The organism is Rothia koreensis (genome assembly GCF_004136575.1).
Taxonomy (GTDB): Bacteria; Actinomycetota; Actinomycetes; order Actinomycetales; family Micrococcaceae; genus Rothia; species Rothia koreensis.
In genome coordinates this window covers 1-15,722 of sequence record NZ_NOIQ01000032.1, presented here as the reverse complement: position 1 = coordinate 15,722, position 15,722 = coordinate 1, and the positions used below count along the sequence as shown (strand labels likewise).

At 66.3% G+C, this 15,722-nt stretch carries 11 protein-coding genes; 8 read left to right on the top strand and 3 right to left on the bottom strand.

Annotation, left to right across the window (positions count from 1 at the left end):
• Positions 1-999 precede the first annotated feature (999 nt).
• Both EWU68_RS12525 and EWU68_RS12520 read left to right on the top strand, forming a co-directional pair.
• Entirely contained in the window at positions 1,000-1,500 is a 501-nt protein-coding gene (locus tag EWU68_RS12525) for an FBP domain-containing protein (RefSeq protein WP_129316477.1), read from the top strand.
• Positions 1,501-1,552: 52 nt separating this feature from the next.
• On the top strand, positions 1,553-2,512 hold the full coding sequence (locus EWU68_RS12520) for a beta-ketoacyl-ACP synthase 3 (protein WP_129316476.1): 960 nt from the start codon (positions 1,553-1,555) through the stop codon (positions 2,510-2,512).
• Between the two features lie 166 nt (positions 2,513-2,678).
• Here the strand turns inward: EWU68_RS12520 and EWU68_RS12515 are convergent, their stop codons facing one another.
• Positions 2,679-3,254 carry an LURP-one-related/scramblase family protein gene (locus EWU68_RS12515; RefSeq protein WP_129316475.1) on the bottom strand — a complete coding sequence of 192 codons (576 nt, stop codon included), beginning with the start codon at positions 3,252-3,254 and terminating at the stop codon, positions 2,679-2,681.
• Between the two features lie 705 nt (positions 3,255-3,959).
• Between EWU68_RS12515 and EWU68_RS12510 the strand changes: the two genes are divergently transcribed.
• From EWU68_RS12510 to EWU68_RS12490, 5 genes are all read left to right on the top strand, one after another.
• Positions 3,960-5,237, top strand: coding sequence for an acyl-CoA dehydrogenase family protein (locus EWU68_RS12510; protein ID WP_238692460.1), 1,278 nt, complete (start codon positions 3,960-3,962; stop codon positions 5,235-5,237).
• The gene (locus EWU68_RS12505; protein WP_129316473.1) at positions 5,234-6,562 is read left to right on the top strand and encodes an MFS transporter; all 1,329 of its coding nucleotides are present in this window, start codon (positions 5,234-5,236) and stop codon (positions 6,560-6,562) included. The genes EWU68_RS12510 and EWU68_RS12505 overlap by 4 nt, the downstream gene beginning before the upstream one ends.
• A complete protein-coding gene (locus EWU68_RS12500; RefSeq protein WP_129316472.1) occupies positions 6,559-7,917 on the top strand; it encodes an LLM class flavin-dependent oxidoreductase in 1,359 nt (452 codons plus the stop codon). The genes EWU68_RS12505 and EWU68_RS12500 overlap by 4 nt, the downstream gene beginning before the upstream one ends.
• A gap of 136 nt (positions 7,918-8,053) precedes the next feature.
• Positions 8,054-9,265, top strand: a complete 1,212-nt coding sequence (locus EWU68_RS12495; RefSeq protein WP_129316471.1) for an AI-2E family transporter — start codon at positions 8,054-8,056, stop codon at positions 9,263-9,265.
• Positions 9,266-9,775: 510 nt separating this feature from the next.
• On the top strand, positions 9,776-11,212 hold the full coding sequence (locus tag EWU68_RS12490; protein WP_129316470.1) for an MFS transporter: 1,437 nt from the start codon (positions 9,776-9,778) through the stop codon (positions 11,210-11,212).
• A gap of 84 nt (positions 11,213-11,296) precedes the next feature.
• Here EWU68_RS12490 and EWU68_RS12485 read toward each other — a convergent pair whose 3' ends face one another.
• Positions 11,297-13,189 (bottom strand): bifunctional sugar phosphate isomerase/epimerase/4-hydroxyphenylpyruvate dioxygenase family protein, encoded by a 1,893-nt coding sequence (locus tag EWU68_RS12485; protein ID WP_129316469.1) that lies wholly within the window; start codon positions 13,187-13,189, stop codon positions 11,297-11,299.
• Positions 13,186-14,070 (bottom strand): shikimate dehydrogenase, encoded by an 885-nt coding sequence (locus EWU68_RS12480; protein WP_129316468.1) that lies wholly within the window; start codon positions 14,068-14,070, stop codon positions 13,186-13,188. Before EWU68_RS12480 ends, EWU68_RS12485 begins: the two co-directional genes overlap by 4 nt.
• A gap of 908 nt (positions 14,071-14,978) precedes the next feature.
• Here EWU68_RS12480 and EWU68_RS12475 point away from each other — a divergent pair.
• Positions 14,979-15,530, top strand: coding sequence for a YbaK/EbsC family protein (locus tag EWU68_RS12475; RefSeq protein WP_129316467.1), 552 nt, complete (start codon positions 14,979-14,981; stop codon positions 15,528-15,530).
• The last annotated feature ends 192 nt before the right edge of the window (positions 15,531-15,722 follow it).

Here is a 15,722-nt window from a genome sequence, read left to right as displayed (position 1 = left end):
CCGGGTGGCTGGTGGAGGAGTCCCGTTCGGTGGGGCTTCCGGCCGAAGTGGGCCGGTTGAGTGGCGGTTGCCCGATGGAGAGGCGGTTTCCCGACGACTCGGCGTCGTTCGCCCGGCGAGTCCGCGGCCCCGCGCAGCGGATTTGCGGCAGTTGTGTGGCGGTTTCCCGATGGGGTGGCACTTACCCAACGGATCGACGTCGTTCGAGCGGTCATTCTCGGGCGGCTGCGTGGGGGTTACCCGAAAGAGTGGCGCTGACCCTTGTTTGGAGGCGGTTGAACCTCCACCTAACAGGGGCTGACGCCTCCCGATCGGGTAACCCCCTCGCACGTGGGCCTTGGCGCGAATCGAGGGCGCCTTGACTCGGGAAGCGCCGGCCTGGACCCCGTGAGCACCGGCCTTGACTCGGGAAGCGCCCGCCTGGACCCGGGACGCGCCCGCCTGGACCCCGTGAGCGCCCGCCTTGACTAGGAATGCGACAATGGCACTATGACCAGGTCAGGTATCGATGCCTTGTGGCGTCAGGAGGTTGCCGGCGGGTTGACTGTCGGCACCAGATAGCCTCGCTCCGACGGGTTGCGCTCCCACGAGCAGCGCAACCCGCGATCGAACCTGCCCGATGAGAGTCCGCCGCTTCCAGCGAGCGGACGTAGCGCGGAAACCGACATCGAACGCGCGTCGCCCGGGCCCGCCGCGTCGGCCAGTCGACGGGAGCCTTTTGCTTCCACAGACCTCGGCACCCGGCCGGACACGCCCGACGTCGTCGCCCCGCCGCAGCTATGCCGTGACGACGACGTAGCAGCGTCCCTCGATGCCGGACCGTCGCCAGGCCGTCGCCAGAACACTCCCCGCTACGCCCAGCCGCGGCCGCGCCGTCCGACCACGAGTCACGGAACGGCGTCGCCCTGGGCTTCCATCCAGGCAGGATGCACCTATCCAATCCCGCGCGGGACCCCGACCGTGGTGTCCCCGCGCCATCAGACCAACGAGGTACTGACCATGCAGCAGCACAGCGAGAAAGAGATCCGCAAGAGTTTCATCAACTGTTCCAAGGGGGCGGCCCAGCGGCTGAACGTTCCCAAGGGTCTTGCCGAGACCGACTGGGATTCCGAAATATTCCTCGGATGGATCGACCCGAAGGCACCGCAGAATGCCTATGTCGTCGCGGAGACCGAGAACGGGCTCGGAGGCCTCGTCCTTCAGAAGAACGACCAGAAGACGCGCGGAGGGGCGCAGATGTGCCAGCTCTGCATGACGCTCCATCCGGGCAGCGGCGTCTCGATGTTTTCCATCCAGCGATCCAAGAGCACCAAGGAGCACTACAACAGCATCGGAACCTACATCTGCTCCGATCTGAAGTGTTCCGACTACACCTGGGGAAAGAAGAAACCAGAGGGTGTGCGGCAGATGGAGGAGACGCTGACGCCGGAGGAACGAGCCGAGCGGACCCGACGCAACGTCGAAGGGCTGATCGAGCGGGTCTCCGAAAAGATGAAGTGATCGGTCGGTCGCGGAGCCGTGCCGGGAGCGTGGAAGCAGTAGGATTCTGACTATGTCCATTGCATCCAGTTCAGCCCAGCACGGCTCCAAGATCACCGGCCTCGGTCACTACCAGCCCGAGAAGGTCCTGACCAATTTCGACATCGCCAAGATGGTCGACACGAGCGACGAGTGGATTCAGGAACGTACCGGGATCGTCGAGCGGCGCGTCGTCGAGGACGAGACCGTGGCCGACCTGGCGGTGGCCGCCGCACGTATGGCGCTTGAGGATGCCGGTATCGAGGACGTGGACCTGGTCGTCGTCGCGAGCACGACGTCGACCGACCGCAGCCCCAACACCGCCGGCCGCGTGAGCCAGCGCCTCGGCTTCACGTCCCCGGCCATCATGGACGTCAACACCGCGTGCTCGGGATTCGAGTATGCCGTGGGCATCGCCGACCAGGCCATCCGCGCCGGGAGTGCCGAGTCGGCCGTCGTCATCGGGTCCGAGACGCTGAGCACCGTGACCGATTGGACCGATCGTCGAACCTGCATCCTCACCGCCGACGGAGCCGGGGCCGTGGTCCTGCAGAAATCCGAGGAACCGCTCGTCAGCCAGACCGTGTGGGGTTCCGTCCCCTCGATGGCCGACGCCGTAGTGATCGACGGCGACCCCGAATATTTCTCCCAGGACGGTCGGCAGGTGATGCGTTGGGCATTCACCGATGCGTCCAAACAGGCGCACAAGGTGCTCGACGCCGCCGGGCTCGGCCTGGGCGACATCGATGTCTTCGCCTTCCACCAGGCGAATCTCCGCCTGGTCGAGCCCCTCGCCAAGGCGCTCAAGGCCACCGACGAGCAGATCGTCATCAAGGACGTCATCGAATCCGGGAACACCTCGGCCGCGAGCGTTCCCCTCGGCCTGTCCAAGTACTGGCACCGCGGGGACCTGCCCCGGGGCGGCACCGCACTGTTGCTCGGGTTCGGCGGGGGATTCACCTTCGCGGGCCAGGTTGTGAAGTTGCCCGAGTAGGAGGTTGCCCGAGTAAGAGGCTGACCGGGTGATGGGCTGCCTGGGCGGATGTCTTCCGGACCAGGGGCTGCCCGGGTGATGGGCTGCCCGGGCGAGATGTCTCCCGGACCAGAGAGTGCCCGGGCAATGGGGCCTTACCCGTCCGACCGGCGGGGTCTGTGCGGACTCAACTGTTCTGCGATGCCTTGTGGCGTATGAGGTCAAGCGCGATCATGCCGCCGATCAGGCCCATGCGGTCCAGCGGGGTGACGTCCGGCCGGATGTCCAACGCGTAGCGGCTGTGTCCCAGCATTCCTCGGCCGAGGCCGGCCCATCTGCGGGTAGCCCGGGCGATTTCGACGTCGCCGACCTCGGCAACGAACTCCATGCCGAAGGGCTTGCCCCTGAGCAAGATGGTGGACCCACCGCCGATCTGGATCTCGACTCTCAGCCCGATCATGGAAAACCGCTTCTTGATCAGCGCAAACTGATTGCCGTACGGGTCCGAGAGCTCGTAGGTGTCGCGCATGAAGTCCATGGGGTCGGTGACCCCCATGAGGAATCGGCCGTCCGCTTCCGTCACGGCGAAGGAGCGACTCCCGATGAGCCACCGCGGGCCGGCGTCGTTGGTCGTGGCGACGTTGCCGACGGCCGCACCGGAATCATCGAGGATCTGGAAATCATTGGACATGAAGCCGGTGACCTGTTGCATCACCAGAGTGTTGTGGTTCAGGAGCGGCTGCGGACAATTGCTGTGTTCCATGCCTCCAGTATGCGCGGTCGCCCGACAATCGCCGACTGGGGGAGGGGGTCGTTGGGGTGCGAGCTTGGCCGGTGCGCCCGAGGTCCGGCGCGCCCGAGGTTGGGTGCGCCCGAGGTTGGGTGCGAGGCCGGGTTCGAGCCGGCGGCGTCGGACTTGCCGAACACGAAGCCGGGCGGGGCACGAGGTGGCAGTTTTGTGCCGTTCCCCGGTCGAGGTGGCAATCCTGTGCGGTTTTGACGCCGAGGTGGCAATCTCGTGCGGAATCTGTGCCGAGGTGGCAATCTCGTGCGGTTTTCGGTCCGATTTCGTCCCAAAATTGCCACTTCGCGGGCGGAGCTGCACAGGGTTGCCACTTCGCGGGCTGAGACCGAGGGGGCCAGGGCCGAGGTGGCAATCTGGTGCGGAATCTGTGCCGAGGTGGCAATCTGGTGCGGTTTTCGGCCCGATTTCGTCCCAAAATTGCCATTTCGCGGGTGGAACCGCTCAGGGCTGCCACTTCGCGGGCCGGGGCCGCACGAAACTGCCACCTCGGCGGCGTCGATCCGACCCCCAACCCCCGACCCACCCCGGTAACAATTCGCCGCGAGACGAAACGGACGCGACATGCGGCGTCATGCCCGCAACGGCGGGACACAGCCTGTCTTGATGACGGCTGTTTCTCCTAGCCTCGACCTAAATGGTTCGTCCCCAGAGAAACGAGGCCCCATGACGGACATACCGAGCCTGCCCAGCGATTACCCCTCCTTGGCGCAACATTTCGCCCCGCTCTTCGAGAGCATTGCGCAGGGGTCGTTGGAACGCGACGTCGAGCGGCGTCTCCCGTACGAGGAATTCCGGCGGCTCGAGGCCGCTGGATTCAGCACGCTCAGAGTCCCCGCGAAGCACGGTGGTCCCGGTGCCAGTATCGAAACCTTCACCCGTCTCCTGATCGACCTCGCCGCTGCGGATGCCAACGTCGCGCACGTCTACAGGTCGCATTACGGGTTCGTCGAGTCGCTGAGGTTCCAGCCTCCGGAGATCCAGGCCGCCTGGTACCCGCGTGTCCTGGCGGGTGAGACGGTGGGCAACGCCTCGACGGAGATCGGTGGCAACTCTCTGGGCACCCTGAACACCCGACTCGTGCACACGCCGGAAGGCTGGCGGGTGCGCGGCGAGAAGTATTACACCACCGGGACGATCTTCTCGGATTGCACCCGCGTCTCGGCGTCGCTCGAGGAAGGTGAGGGTCGCCGCTTCGCCGTCGTACGGACGGACGCCCCCGGGGTGAGTATCGCCGACGATTGGGACGGCTTCGGGCAGCGCCTGACCGGCACGGGCACGACGACGTTCGAGAACGTCCCCGTCGAAGAGCACGGGGTCCTGGACAGGGTCACCGGATCCCCCGAGGCCATCCACGAGGCGGCCTTCTTCCAGCTCGTGCTTCTGGCGGTCATGGCCGGTATCGCTCGCGCGGCCCGCGACGACGCCGCAGGGGCAGTCGCCCGGAGGGCGCGCACCTTCAACACGGGGTCGGGGCTGCCTTTCCGCGAGGATCCCCTGATCCAGGAGGCGACCGGGAGAATCGCGGCCAAGGCCTACACCGCCGAAGCAGTCGTGACCCACACGGCGAGGATTCTCGATGACGGTATCGCTGCGGCAGAGGCGGCCGGGGCGGCGTCGTCCGAATTCCTGGACGACCCGGACTTCGCGGCCCGGGTCCCGGAGGCGCTCTCCTTCTCCGAGGTTGCGGTCGAGCATGCGCAGGTGAGCGTGCCGGAGGCCGCCCTCGGCGCCGCCCAGGAGCTCTTCCTCACGGGTGGGGCCTCGGCCACGTCGCGGTCGAAGGGCCTGGACCGTCATTGGCGAAATGCTCAGACGGTCGCCACGCACAATCCCATCGCCTTCCGCGCACGCGCCGTGGGCGACTACTGGATCAACGGGACCCTGCCCGAAGGGCTCAACGCGATCGGCGACGCGACGTCGAGGAAGGGCGCAACGGCATGACCCAACAGACCCTCGACGCCGCCCCCGGTCCCCAGAAGACCGTGAACCGGTCCCGTCCCGTCCGGGTCCTGGGCAGCGCCTTCGCCGGTACGACCCTGGAGTGGTACGACTTCTACCTCTACGGGATCGCCGCCGCGATCATCTTCAACAACCAGTACTTCCACGGGTCGACCCCGTTGATCAGCCTGCTCGCCTCGTTCGCGACCCTCGCCGTCGGGGTTCTCGCGCGCCCCATCGGCGGAATCCTCGCGGGACACATCGGGGACCGGGTCGGGCGGAAGGCCCTGCTGGTCGTTTCGTTGCTGACCATGGGGGTCTCGTCGTTCCTCATCGGCGTGCTCCCGAACTTTGACGCCATCGGCATCTGGGCCCCGATCGCTCTGGTGGCCTTGCGCATTCTCCAGGGTCTGTCCGCGGGCGCGGAATGGGGAGGGTCCGCGCTGCTGAGCGTCGAGCATGCGCCGACCGGACTCCGTGGATTCTTCGGTTCATTCACACAGATCGGCTCCGCCGGGGGAATGCTCCTGGCGACCGGGCTCTACGCGATCGTCCAAGGCGTCTTCACGGACGAGCAATTCGCTTCCTTCGGGTGGCGGCTCCCCTTCCTCGCCTCCGGAGTGTTCGTGCTGGTGGCCCTGTGGATTCGTCTCGGCGTCACGGATGCTCGTGAATTCACCGAGATCAAGGGCGCAGGGCAGACCGAACGGGCGCCGGTGTGGACCATGGTCAAGAAGTACCCTCGGGCGCTGGCCGTGACCACCTTCCTCCGCGTCGCGCAGAACGGGATCTACTATCTGGTCACGGTGTATCTGCTGACCTACCTCAAGGACACGCAGGGCGGGTCCGGGCCGGTGCTCACCGCCGTCATGATTGCCTCGGCCATTGGGCTGGTGTCCGGACCCTTCTGGGGGTGGGTCTCGGACCGGGTCGGTCGACGGCCCGTGTCCCTCGCCGGGTACGCTGCGATCGGCGTCTTCGGCTGGGCCATTTTCCTTGCCGCCGACGCCGGAAGCTTCTCTACCCTCCCGCTCATCATCATCGTGGGTCTCGTCTTCGCCCACGACTCGGTCTACGGGCCACAGGCCGCGTGGTTCGCCGAGCAGTTCCCCGTGGAAGTCCGGTACTCCGGGGTGAGCATGGGCTACCAGCTCGGAACCCTCATCGGTGGCGGCCTCATGCCGTTCACCGCGACCTTGCTCTATGCCTGGGGCGGCGAGACCCCCTGGCTGATCACCACTTACCTGACCGTACTCGTGGTTCTTTCCATCCTTGCGGCGCTGTTGGCCGCGGATCCGGTGAGGGCTGCCGTCAAGGAGAACCGATGACCCGTCCCCTTCTCATCAACGCGTTCGACATGCTCGTGCCCGTCCACCAGACCCCGGGTCTGTGGCGGCACCCGGAGTCACGGATCCAGGAATTCGACACGTTGAACTACTGGACCGACCTGGCCAAGACGCTCGAGGACGGCGGATTCGCCTCCCTCTTCCTCGCGGACATCCCCGGGATCTATGACGTCTACGGGGGAGACGGCGACGCCGCGGCCCGCGGTGGCGTCCAGTACCCGCTCCTGGACCCTCTGGTCGTCGTGACCGCTATGGCCCAGGGGACCGAGAACCTCGGCTTCGGGGTCACGGCCTCGGTCAGTTACGAACAGCCCTACCTCCTGGCACGGACGCTGAGCACCCTGGACCACTTCACCGACGGCCGCGTCGCCTGGAACATCGTGACGAGCTACCAGGACTCGGCGGCCAAGAACTTGGGCATGGCCGGGCAGATCCCGCACGACCAGCGGTACGACCGCGCCGACGAGTACATGGAGGTCATGTACAAGCTGTTCGAGGGATCCTTCGAATCAGGGGCCGTACAGAACGACGCCGAGGCCAACGTCGTCGTCGACCCGGACCGGGTGCACCCCATCGAACACGAGGGCCGGTACTTCTCCGTGCCGGGAGTTGCGCTTGCTCACCCCGGCCCCCAGGGGACGCCGTTCCTGTTCCAGGCCGGCGCATCCAAACGCGGCCAGCAGTTCGCCCTGGATCATGCCGAAGCGATCTTCTTCTCGGGCGGCACGCCTGAACTCGTCCGCACCTGGACCCAGTCGGTCCGGGACCAACTGGAAGCACAGGGCAGGCCCCGTGACTCCGTTAAGATCTTCAGCCTGGCAACCGTCGTCGTGGCCGAAACGGACCAGGAGGCCGAGGCACGGCTCGAGGAATACAAGAAGCTCGTGGACACGGAGGCCACCTTGGCCCTCTTCGGCGGGTGGACGGGCGTCGACCTCTCCGGCGCGGACCCCGACGACGAGATCGAGCACGTGACCACGAACGCGAACCAGTCCGCGCTCGCGAGCTTCACGACGCTGTCCCCGGACAAGACGTGGACCGTGCGCGACCTGGCGGAGTTCGTCGCGATCGGAGGTCGTGGTCCCGTGATCGTGGGGTCGCCGGAGACCGTCGCGGACGAGCTCGAGCGCTGGGTCGAGGAGGCCGACGTCGACGGTTTCAACCTGTCGGCGGCCGTGCGCCCGGCCGACCTCGAACGATTCGCCCGCCTGGTCTCGCCCGAACTGAGGCGCAGGGGGCTGCTCGACGAGCCGCAGGGGAGGACGCTGCGCGAACGGATCAGCGGTCGAGGCCCCCAGCTGCCGGACGACCACCGAGGCGCCTCGTACCGACGGTAGGAACGCGGGGACTTCCCGGAAGTTCGCCGAGCATTCCCTCGGCATCTCCCCACACCGTGCTCCGCCCTCGTAGGATGTGGTGAGCCATGACTGGTCATGGCATCCATCTCGGACCGAGGGATTGGGAGAGAAGCTTATGGCGACTTCAGACGGTGCTCACGCGTCTTCGCGCGAGCAGCAGACGCGGCGGGGGCAAGCTCGTGGAGCCGACCCCGCCCCGCCGGCACCCAAGCAACTCTGGAAGGACTCGTTCGGCCGGGCATCGATCCGTGCACTGCAGATCCTGCTGATCGCCGGGGCCGTGGCGCTCCTGGGGTACCTCGTGGTGGCACTGAAGCTCGTGACCCTCCCCCTGCTTCTGGCCCTCATCATCGCCTCGGCGATGCACCCGATCATCCGGATGCTGCATCGCGCCCACTTCAACAGGATCTGGGCCGCCATCACGGCCCTTCTGGGAATCATCCTGGTGCTCGTGGCCGTGATCTCCTCGGTGGTCATGACCGTGATCTACGAGTGGTCCGACCTTGCCGTCCAGACGCAACAGGGCATCAACAAGCTCATCACGATCCTGAGCGACTGGGGAGTGCCCCTGGACGAGACCCACCTCCAGGAATACCTCAACAAGGGGAGCCAGTACCTGCAGACCAGCGGCGCCGGAACGAGCGCGGTCGAAGGAGTGTCCATGGTGACCGAGCTGGTGGCCGGGGCCCTGCTGATGATCGTCATGCTGTTCTTCTTCCTCCTGGACGGTCCCCGCATGTGGCGTTTCATCCTCGGTTTCGTGCCGGAGCGACTTACTTCCAGGATCAACGACGCCGGCCTGGCCAGCGTCCATGTGTTGGGCAAATACATCCGGGGAACCGTGATCATCGCGGCCTTCGCCGCCGTCGTGGACCTCATCGCGATGCTCGTGATGCGGGTTCCCCTCGCGTTCCCGCTCGCGGCCATGATCTTCCTCAGCGCGTTCATCCCGATCGTCGGCGCCTTGGTCAGCGGGATCTGCGCCGCCCTGATCGCCCTCGTGGCCGCCGGCCCGATGGCAGCTGTCGTTCTCGTCGCCGTCGTGGTCGTGGTGAACCAGGTCGAGCACCATATCCTGCAGCCCAAGGTCATGGGGTCCGCGCTGAGCCTCCATGGGATCGTGATCATCGCCGCGCTCGCCGTCGGAGCGAATCAGGGCGGTGTGGCCGGTGCGCTTCTGGCCGTTCCGCTCTCCGCCGTGATCTGGGCCAGTTACAAGGCCTTCCGTTCCACCAGGTTGGCGTCCTCGACCGAATCCGAACTCGCCCAGGAGCAGGCGGAGTACGACGACGAGGCCGGTTCCGAGGAGGCCCCGGCGCAGTCCTGACGGCGGTTCCCGGGGGAGGGGGGGCGGCAATCCTGAGCAATTTCCCGGCCGAGGTGGCAGTTTCGTGTGGTTCTGGCGCCGAGGTGGCAGTCTCGTGCAACTTTTCTGTCGAGGTGGCAATTCCGTGCGGTTTTTGGGCCAAATTCGTCCCAAAACTGCCACCTCGCGGGCGGGGACGCACGAGACTGCCACTTCGCGGGTCGGGACTGCACGAGACTGCCACCTCGCGGGCGGGGACGCACGAGACTGCCACTTCGAGCCGGAGGGGGGCGGGACTGCACGAGACTGCCACCTCGAGCCGGCCGGGAGGGGCGAGGCCGCACGAGACTGCCACCTCGGGCGTGTTCGTATCGTGAACACGCGTTCGACCTGTGTGCTGGGACACGCCTAAGCTGTTTCGAGTTCATGCACGGACCCAGAGTGGGGCGGTGCACACGTCTTCGCTGAGAATTCTGGAGTAGTGATCCCGCGAAGAACATCAATTGGTTGCAAAGGTGCAAAGGTAGGCTCATGTCCACTCACGGCGACGAAGAAACGGCTGTCCTGCCGGCCAAATCCCCCAGACGCGCGGCTCTCGCCGGCTGGATCGGTTCGGCCCTCGAATACTATGACTTTGCGGTGTACGCGACGGCGGCGGCCGTCGTGCTCAACCACATCTTCTTCCCGGAGGGCAATGCCGCGGCCGCGGTTCTGCAATCCATGGGAGTCGCAGGCGTCGCCTACGTGGTCCGCCCGTTCGGTGCCCTGATCATGGGCCCGCTCTCGGACCGGCTCGGCCGCAAATTCGTGCTGATGATGACCCTGTTCCTCATCGGTGGTGCGACGTTCGCCATCGGATGTCTTCCCACCTACGGGTCCGCCGGCATCCTGGCGCCGATTCTGCTGGTCCTGTGTCGCGTGATCCAGGGCATGTCGGCCGCGGGCGAGCAGGCATCGGCGATCTCGATGTCGCTCGAACACTCCGAGGATCGCAGTCGCGGCCTGATCACCAGTTGGTCCCTGCATGGCACCCAGGCGGGCTCCCTGTTGGCCACGGCAGTATTCATCCCCTTCACCGCCTTCCTGAGCGAGGACCAGCTCTTCGCCTGGGGGTGGCGAGTTCCTTTCTGGTTCTCCGCCCTGGTGGTTCTCGCGGCATACCTGATCCGTCGCAAGCTCGAGGAGCCCCCGGCCTTCGAGAAGCAGGACCAGGAACAATCGGTGCTGGACGAGTCGACGCCGTTGGCCATCACCTTCCGCTACCACAAGGCCGCGATCATCCGGGTCGGGGTGTGCTCCCTGGTCAATACCGTCAACGTCGCGTTCACGGTCTGGGCCGTCTCTTACGCGACCAACGGCGTCGGCATCGAGCGCTCGACCATGCTCTGGGTGCCCGTGGTCTCCAACTCGGTCGGGCTGCTGGTGATCCCGCTGTCGGCCATGGTCTCGGACCGGGTCGGTCGCAAACCGGTCTTCGCGCTCGGAGCCCTGCTCTCCGGGGGCATGATGTTCCCGTTCCTCGCGGCCGTGTCCGAGGCAAACATCCCCTTGATCTTCGTGTTCGGGGCCCTGGTCCACGGCGGCTTCTACTCCTTCTCCAACGCGACGTGGCCCTCGTTCTACGCCGAAATGTTCCCGACGCCGGTGCGCTCGACCGGTCTCGCACTGGGAACCCAGGTGGGCTTCGCCATATCCGGCGGGTTCGTCCCGGTCATTGCGGCGGCCCTCAACGGCAGCGGCATGGACAACTGGGTCATGCCCGCGCTGTTCGTGATGCTCGTGTGCGTGTGTGTGGCCGTCGTCGCTCTCACGGCCAAGGAAACAGCCAAGCGCCCGCTCGAGAACATCGACAACCTCCACATGTCGCGGACCGAGGCGCTCGAGGTCGTCCGGCTCGAGCGCAAGGGAGGCATCGATCCGGAGAGCTCGAACGCGAGCGGGTCGGCGAAGACCACCGTCATCGACTAGGCCCCGCACGCTTCATCGCGGCACGCTTCATCGCCGCTCGCTCCATCCCCGCACGCCCCGTCCCGTGGCAGGGAGTGCGACCCCTCAGCGGGACAGGAGCGAGTGGGTGTACTGGCTGGCCATGCGGACCGGAGCGTTGGGGGCGCCGTAGCCGCCGTACCCGTCCAATCGCTGCACGACCTCGAAGAACAGGCTTCCCACGGTCTGCGTGTAGAAGTGCAGGAATTCTCCACGATCGTCCCGGTCGTACAGGAGGTTCAGCGAGGAGAGCTCCTCGATCTTGGCATCGGGCAGATCGAACCGTGCCCGCAGGTCCTCGTAGTAGTTGTGCGGGATCGGGAGGAACCGCAGTCCGGAAGCCTGGGCCCTCCGGGCCAGACGAACGACGTCGGTGCATGCGAACGCGATGTGCTCGACCTCGGGCTCACTGCCCAGGTCCGGGGCCACGTTCAACGGGAGCCGGACGCTGCCGGATTCGTTACGCACGACCTGCGAGCTGACCAGGCCGGTCGGCCCGGGGACGTCCTGGGACGGCTGGACCGTGAGCCCCAGGGCCGCACGGTAGAACAGCACGGACTCGGGATAGTGGTGCTTGGGCTGGGCCAGATTCACGTGGTCAATCCCCGTGATGAGGGGCAGGTCGTGATCCGTTTCTGGGTCCGGCCGACGCCGCGCGGCGACGTCGAGGTGATCCGGCCAGGAGAATTCCGTGAGCCACCGGTCGCCCCCGGCCGACTGGGGAGGGCAGAAGAAGATCTCGGTTCCGTCCGGTGCGAGGTAGGCGGGGAACGGCTGTTCTCCTTCTCGGGTCACGCGGGGGACTTCGGGGACCATCAGGGCCGAGGCGTGTGCGGCCGCGGCGGCGTCGTGCTGGACCTCGAATCCCAGGGAGGCCATGCTCGGTGCATCCTGCGCGCGTGGTTCCTCGTTGATGACCACGCGGGCGTCCCCATGCTCCCAGAGCTGAACCGGTTTGCTCGTGTGTCGTCCACGGTGGTTGAAGCCCAGGTGGGACAGGAGCATCTCGACCTGTTCCGTCTCCTGGCCGCGGACCTCCGCCCACGTGATGCCCTGGGGAACCACGGCTCCCGGCAGCCTGGTGAGTTCGCCGATCCGTGCGGTGGCCCGGCTGACGTTCGTGGTGGTCCCGGTGGACGCCTCGAGCGTGCGTGCCGTCCGGTCCTGGAGCCAGATCAGGGACCGCAGGGCGTCGACCGCGGTGCGGTGAACGCGCGTTTGCCGGAAGGAGTCGTTGAAGATCTCGAGGGAGAGGGGGCCGGAATACCCTCCGGCCAGGAGCTTGATCATGAAATCCACGAGGTCGAATCCGCCTTCGCCCGGGAAGACCCGGAAGTGGCGGGACCACGAGAGGACGTCCAGGGACATCAGCGGGGCGTCAGCGAGCTGGACGAAGAAGACCTTGTCGCCTGGGATGTCAGGAACGGTCTCGGTCGACCACTGCCGCGACAGGATGTGGAAGGTGTCGAGGCAGACGCCCAGGTTCTCTCGGTCGGCCGCCTCGACCAGGCGCCACGAGTGCTCGAAGTCGTTGACGAACCTGCCCCACGCCAGAGCCTCGTAGGCGAGACGGATCCCGTAGTCTGCGGCGAGATCCGCCATGCGTGCCAGCTGGGAGGCGACGACGGCGTCGTCGTCCACGGTGGCGGTCCCGGCGTTGGAGGGGATGAGCATGAGGTCCATGCCCAGGCGATTCATGAGCCGGAATTTCTCCTCGACGCGGCGGAGCGTGTCCTGGAACAGCTGCTCCTCGGTCCCTTCGGCATCCCGGAACGGTTGGTACAGGTCGAGGGTCAGCCCGAGCTCGGCGGCGTAGTCGCGAATGTGTTCCGGCGTCTCGGGCGCGACGACGAGGTCCTGCTCGAAGACCTCGATCCCGTCGAACCCGGCGGCCGCGGCCGCGCGCATCTTCTGGCGCAGGGATCCGGAGAGGCAGACGGTGGCGATCGACGTTCTCACAGCGATTCTCCTTGTTGGGCGGCGATGAGTCGTTCGAAGTGGGTTCGCATGGATGCGTCGTCGGGCCGGATCCCGGTGATGAGTTCGAAGGCGTCGACGGCCTGCCCGACGGCCATGTAGCCGCCCGGAAGGACCCGACAACCGAGCTCTCGCGCCCGCCGGATGAGCGCGGTTTCCTGCGGGAGGTAGATGACGTCGGCAACCCAGAGATCGGGCCGCAAGAGGTCAAGATCCAGCGGTGCTCCGGGGTGGTGGTGCATTCCGATGGGTGTCGCGTTGACCAGGCCGTCCGCAGCCTTCACGGCGTCGGGAAGGGTCTCTGGGGTGAGGGCGTCCACGGTCGCCGCGGGGAACTGGGCCGACAGCTCGCGTGCCCTGGATTCGGCGCGGGACCGGTCGAGGTCGTACAGGGACAGGTGGCCGACGCCGCGGGAGAGCAGGGCATAGGCCGTGGCCGAACCGGCACCGCCCGTACCGAGCTGGACGACGTCGTCGAGAGTCGCTCCGGGCAGACCCTGATCGAGCGCGTGGGCGAATCCCGAGAAGTCCGTGTTGTGCCCGATGAGGCGCCCGTCCTCCCGAACCACGGTGTTGACCGCGCCGAGACGCTCGGCATCGGGGGCGAGCTCGTCCAGGTGGGCAATGATGGACTGCTTGCAGGGGAACGTAATGTTGAAGGCGTTGAAGCCCAGTTCGAGGGCGGTCTTCATGAGCTGCGGGGCGCGGTCGACGCCGTCGGCGATGGTGTCCAGATCGATGGGACGGTAAATGTACCGAAGACCCAGACGATCCGCCGCCTCTTCGTGCATCGGGGCACTGAGCGTCGCGGTGATTCCGCTGCCGATCAGTCCGACTACATACGATTCGCCCACCAGGCTCATAACGCTCCGATCCTTCCGGCCACGACGTACCACCCTCACGGTACCCAGCCCGTGGGTCGTATGGCGCATGGACGTTCGAATGGCGCACAGGTTGAGGGGCGGGCGGCGACTTCCGGCTCTTTGGCCGCGAGGTGGCGGATTCGTGCGGTTCCTTGCCGCGAGGTGGCAGTTTCGTGCGTTCCTTCCGGCGAGGTGGCAGTTTTGGGACGTTTTCGGGCCGAAAACTGCACGGGATTGCCACCTCGCCGCGGGTCCTGCACGTGGTTGCCACTTCGACGCTGTGTTCCCGGCTGCCGGCCCGCGAGGTGGCGGATTTGTGCGTTCGTTTCGGCGAGGTGGCAGTTTTGGGACGTTTTCGGGTCGAAAACTGCACGGGATTGCCACTTCGGCGCGGATTCTGCACGTGGTTGCCACTTCGACGCTGTGTTCTCCGCTGCCGGCCCGCGAGGTGGCAGTTTCGTGCGTTCGTTTCGGCGAGGTGGCAGTTTTGGGATGTTTTCGGGTCGAAAACTGCACGGGATTGCCACCTCGCCGCGGGTCCTGCACGGGATTGCCACCTCGACGCTGTGTTCCCGGCTGCCGGCCCGCGAGGTAGCAGTTTCGTGCGTTCGCTCCGGCGAGGTGGCAGTTTTGGGATGTTTTCGGGTCGAAAACTGCACGGGATTGCCACTTCGGCGCGGATTCTGCACGTGGTTGCCACTTCGCCGCTGTGTTCTCCGCTGCCGGCCCGCGAGGTGGCGGATTCGTGTGGTTCCTTCCCGCGAGGTGGCAGTTTTGGGACGTTTTCGGGTCGAAAACTGCACGGGATTGCCACCTCGCCGCGGTTTCTGCACAAGACCGCCACCTCGACGCCGCCCCGCCCCGTCCCGTCCCCCCATGTCGACCGGGCGGCTTCGTAGACTGGCCGCATGGCAACTCCCGAAGGAACTTTGAACTGGACTCCGCTCCTGGATGCCCTGGAGCTCGTGGCGCAACCGGTGGCCGACGTCGCCCGCGCCGGGGCCGTACCCGGGGCCCGCGTGGCCGCGATCAGCGAGACTCTGGCGGATACCGCCGAGTTCTGCGAGGCGTACGACGTCGCCCCGGAGGCCTCCGCGAACTGCGTGATCGTGCGCGGTAAACGGGGTGAGTCCGTGACCGATGCCGCCGTGATCGTTCTCGCAACGGATCGGGCCGACGTCAACAAGACGGTCCGGAAGCATCTTGACGCTCGCAAGGTCTCGTTCGCGGATCAGGCATCCACCGAAGAGGCAACGGGGATGACGTCGGGCGGCATTACTCCGGTTGGTCTGCCGGGTGACTGGAAAATCCTGATCGATCGTCGGGTGGTGGATTCCGACGTCGTCGTGGTCGGCGGGGGTGTCCGGGGGTCGAAACTGCTCGTGCCGGGATCCGAGCTCGCCGAATTGCCCGGTGCCGAGGTCCTTGAGCTGGCCGTTCCGGTGCAGGCGGAGGAGTAGGCACGGTCGGTCCTGGTCGGCATCTGTCCGTAGCCGATTGTGCTTGTCACTGGCTATCAGGGGCTCTTTCCCGTGGCGATCGTTATCGGCATCATGGGAGCCGTGGCTGTGATCCCGATCAAGTCCGCTCGATAACCGGTCGGCCCGCTCCTGAACCGGTCGGCCCGCCCTCCTGCACCCAACACATCACCC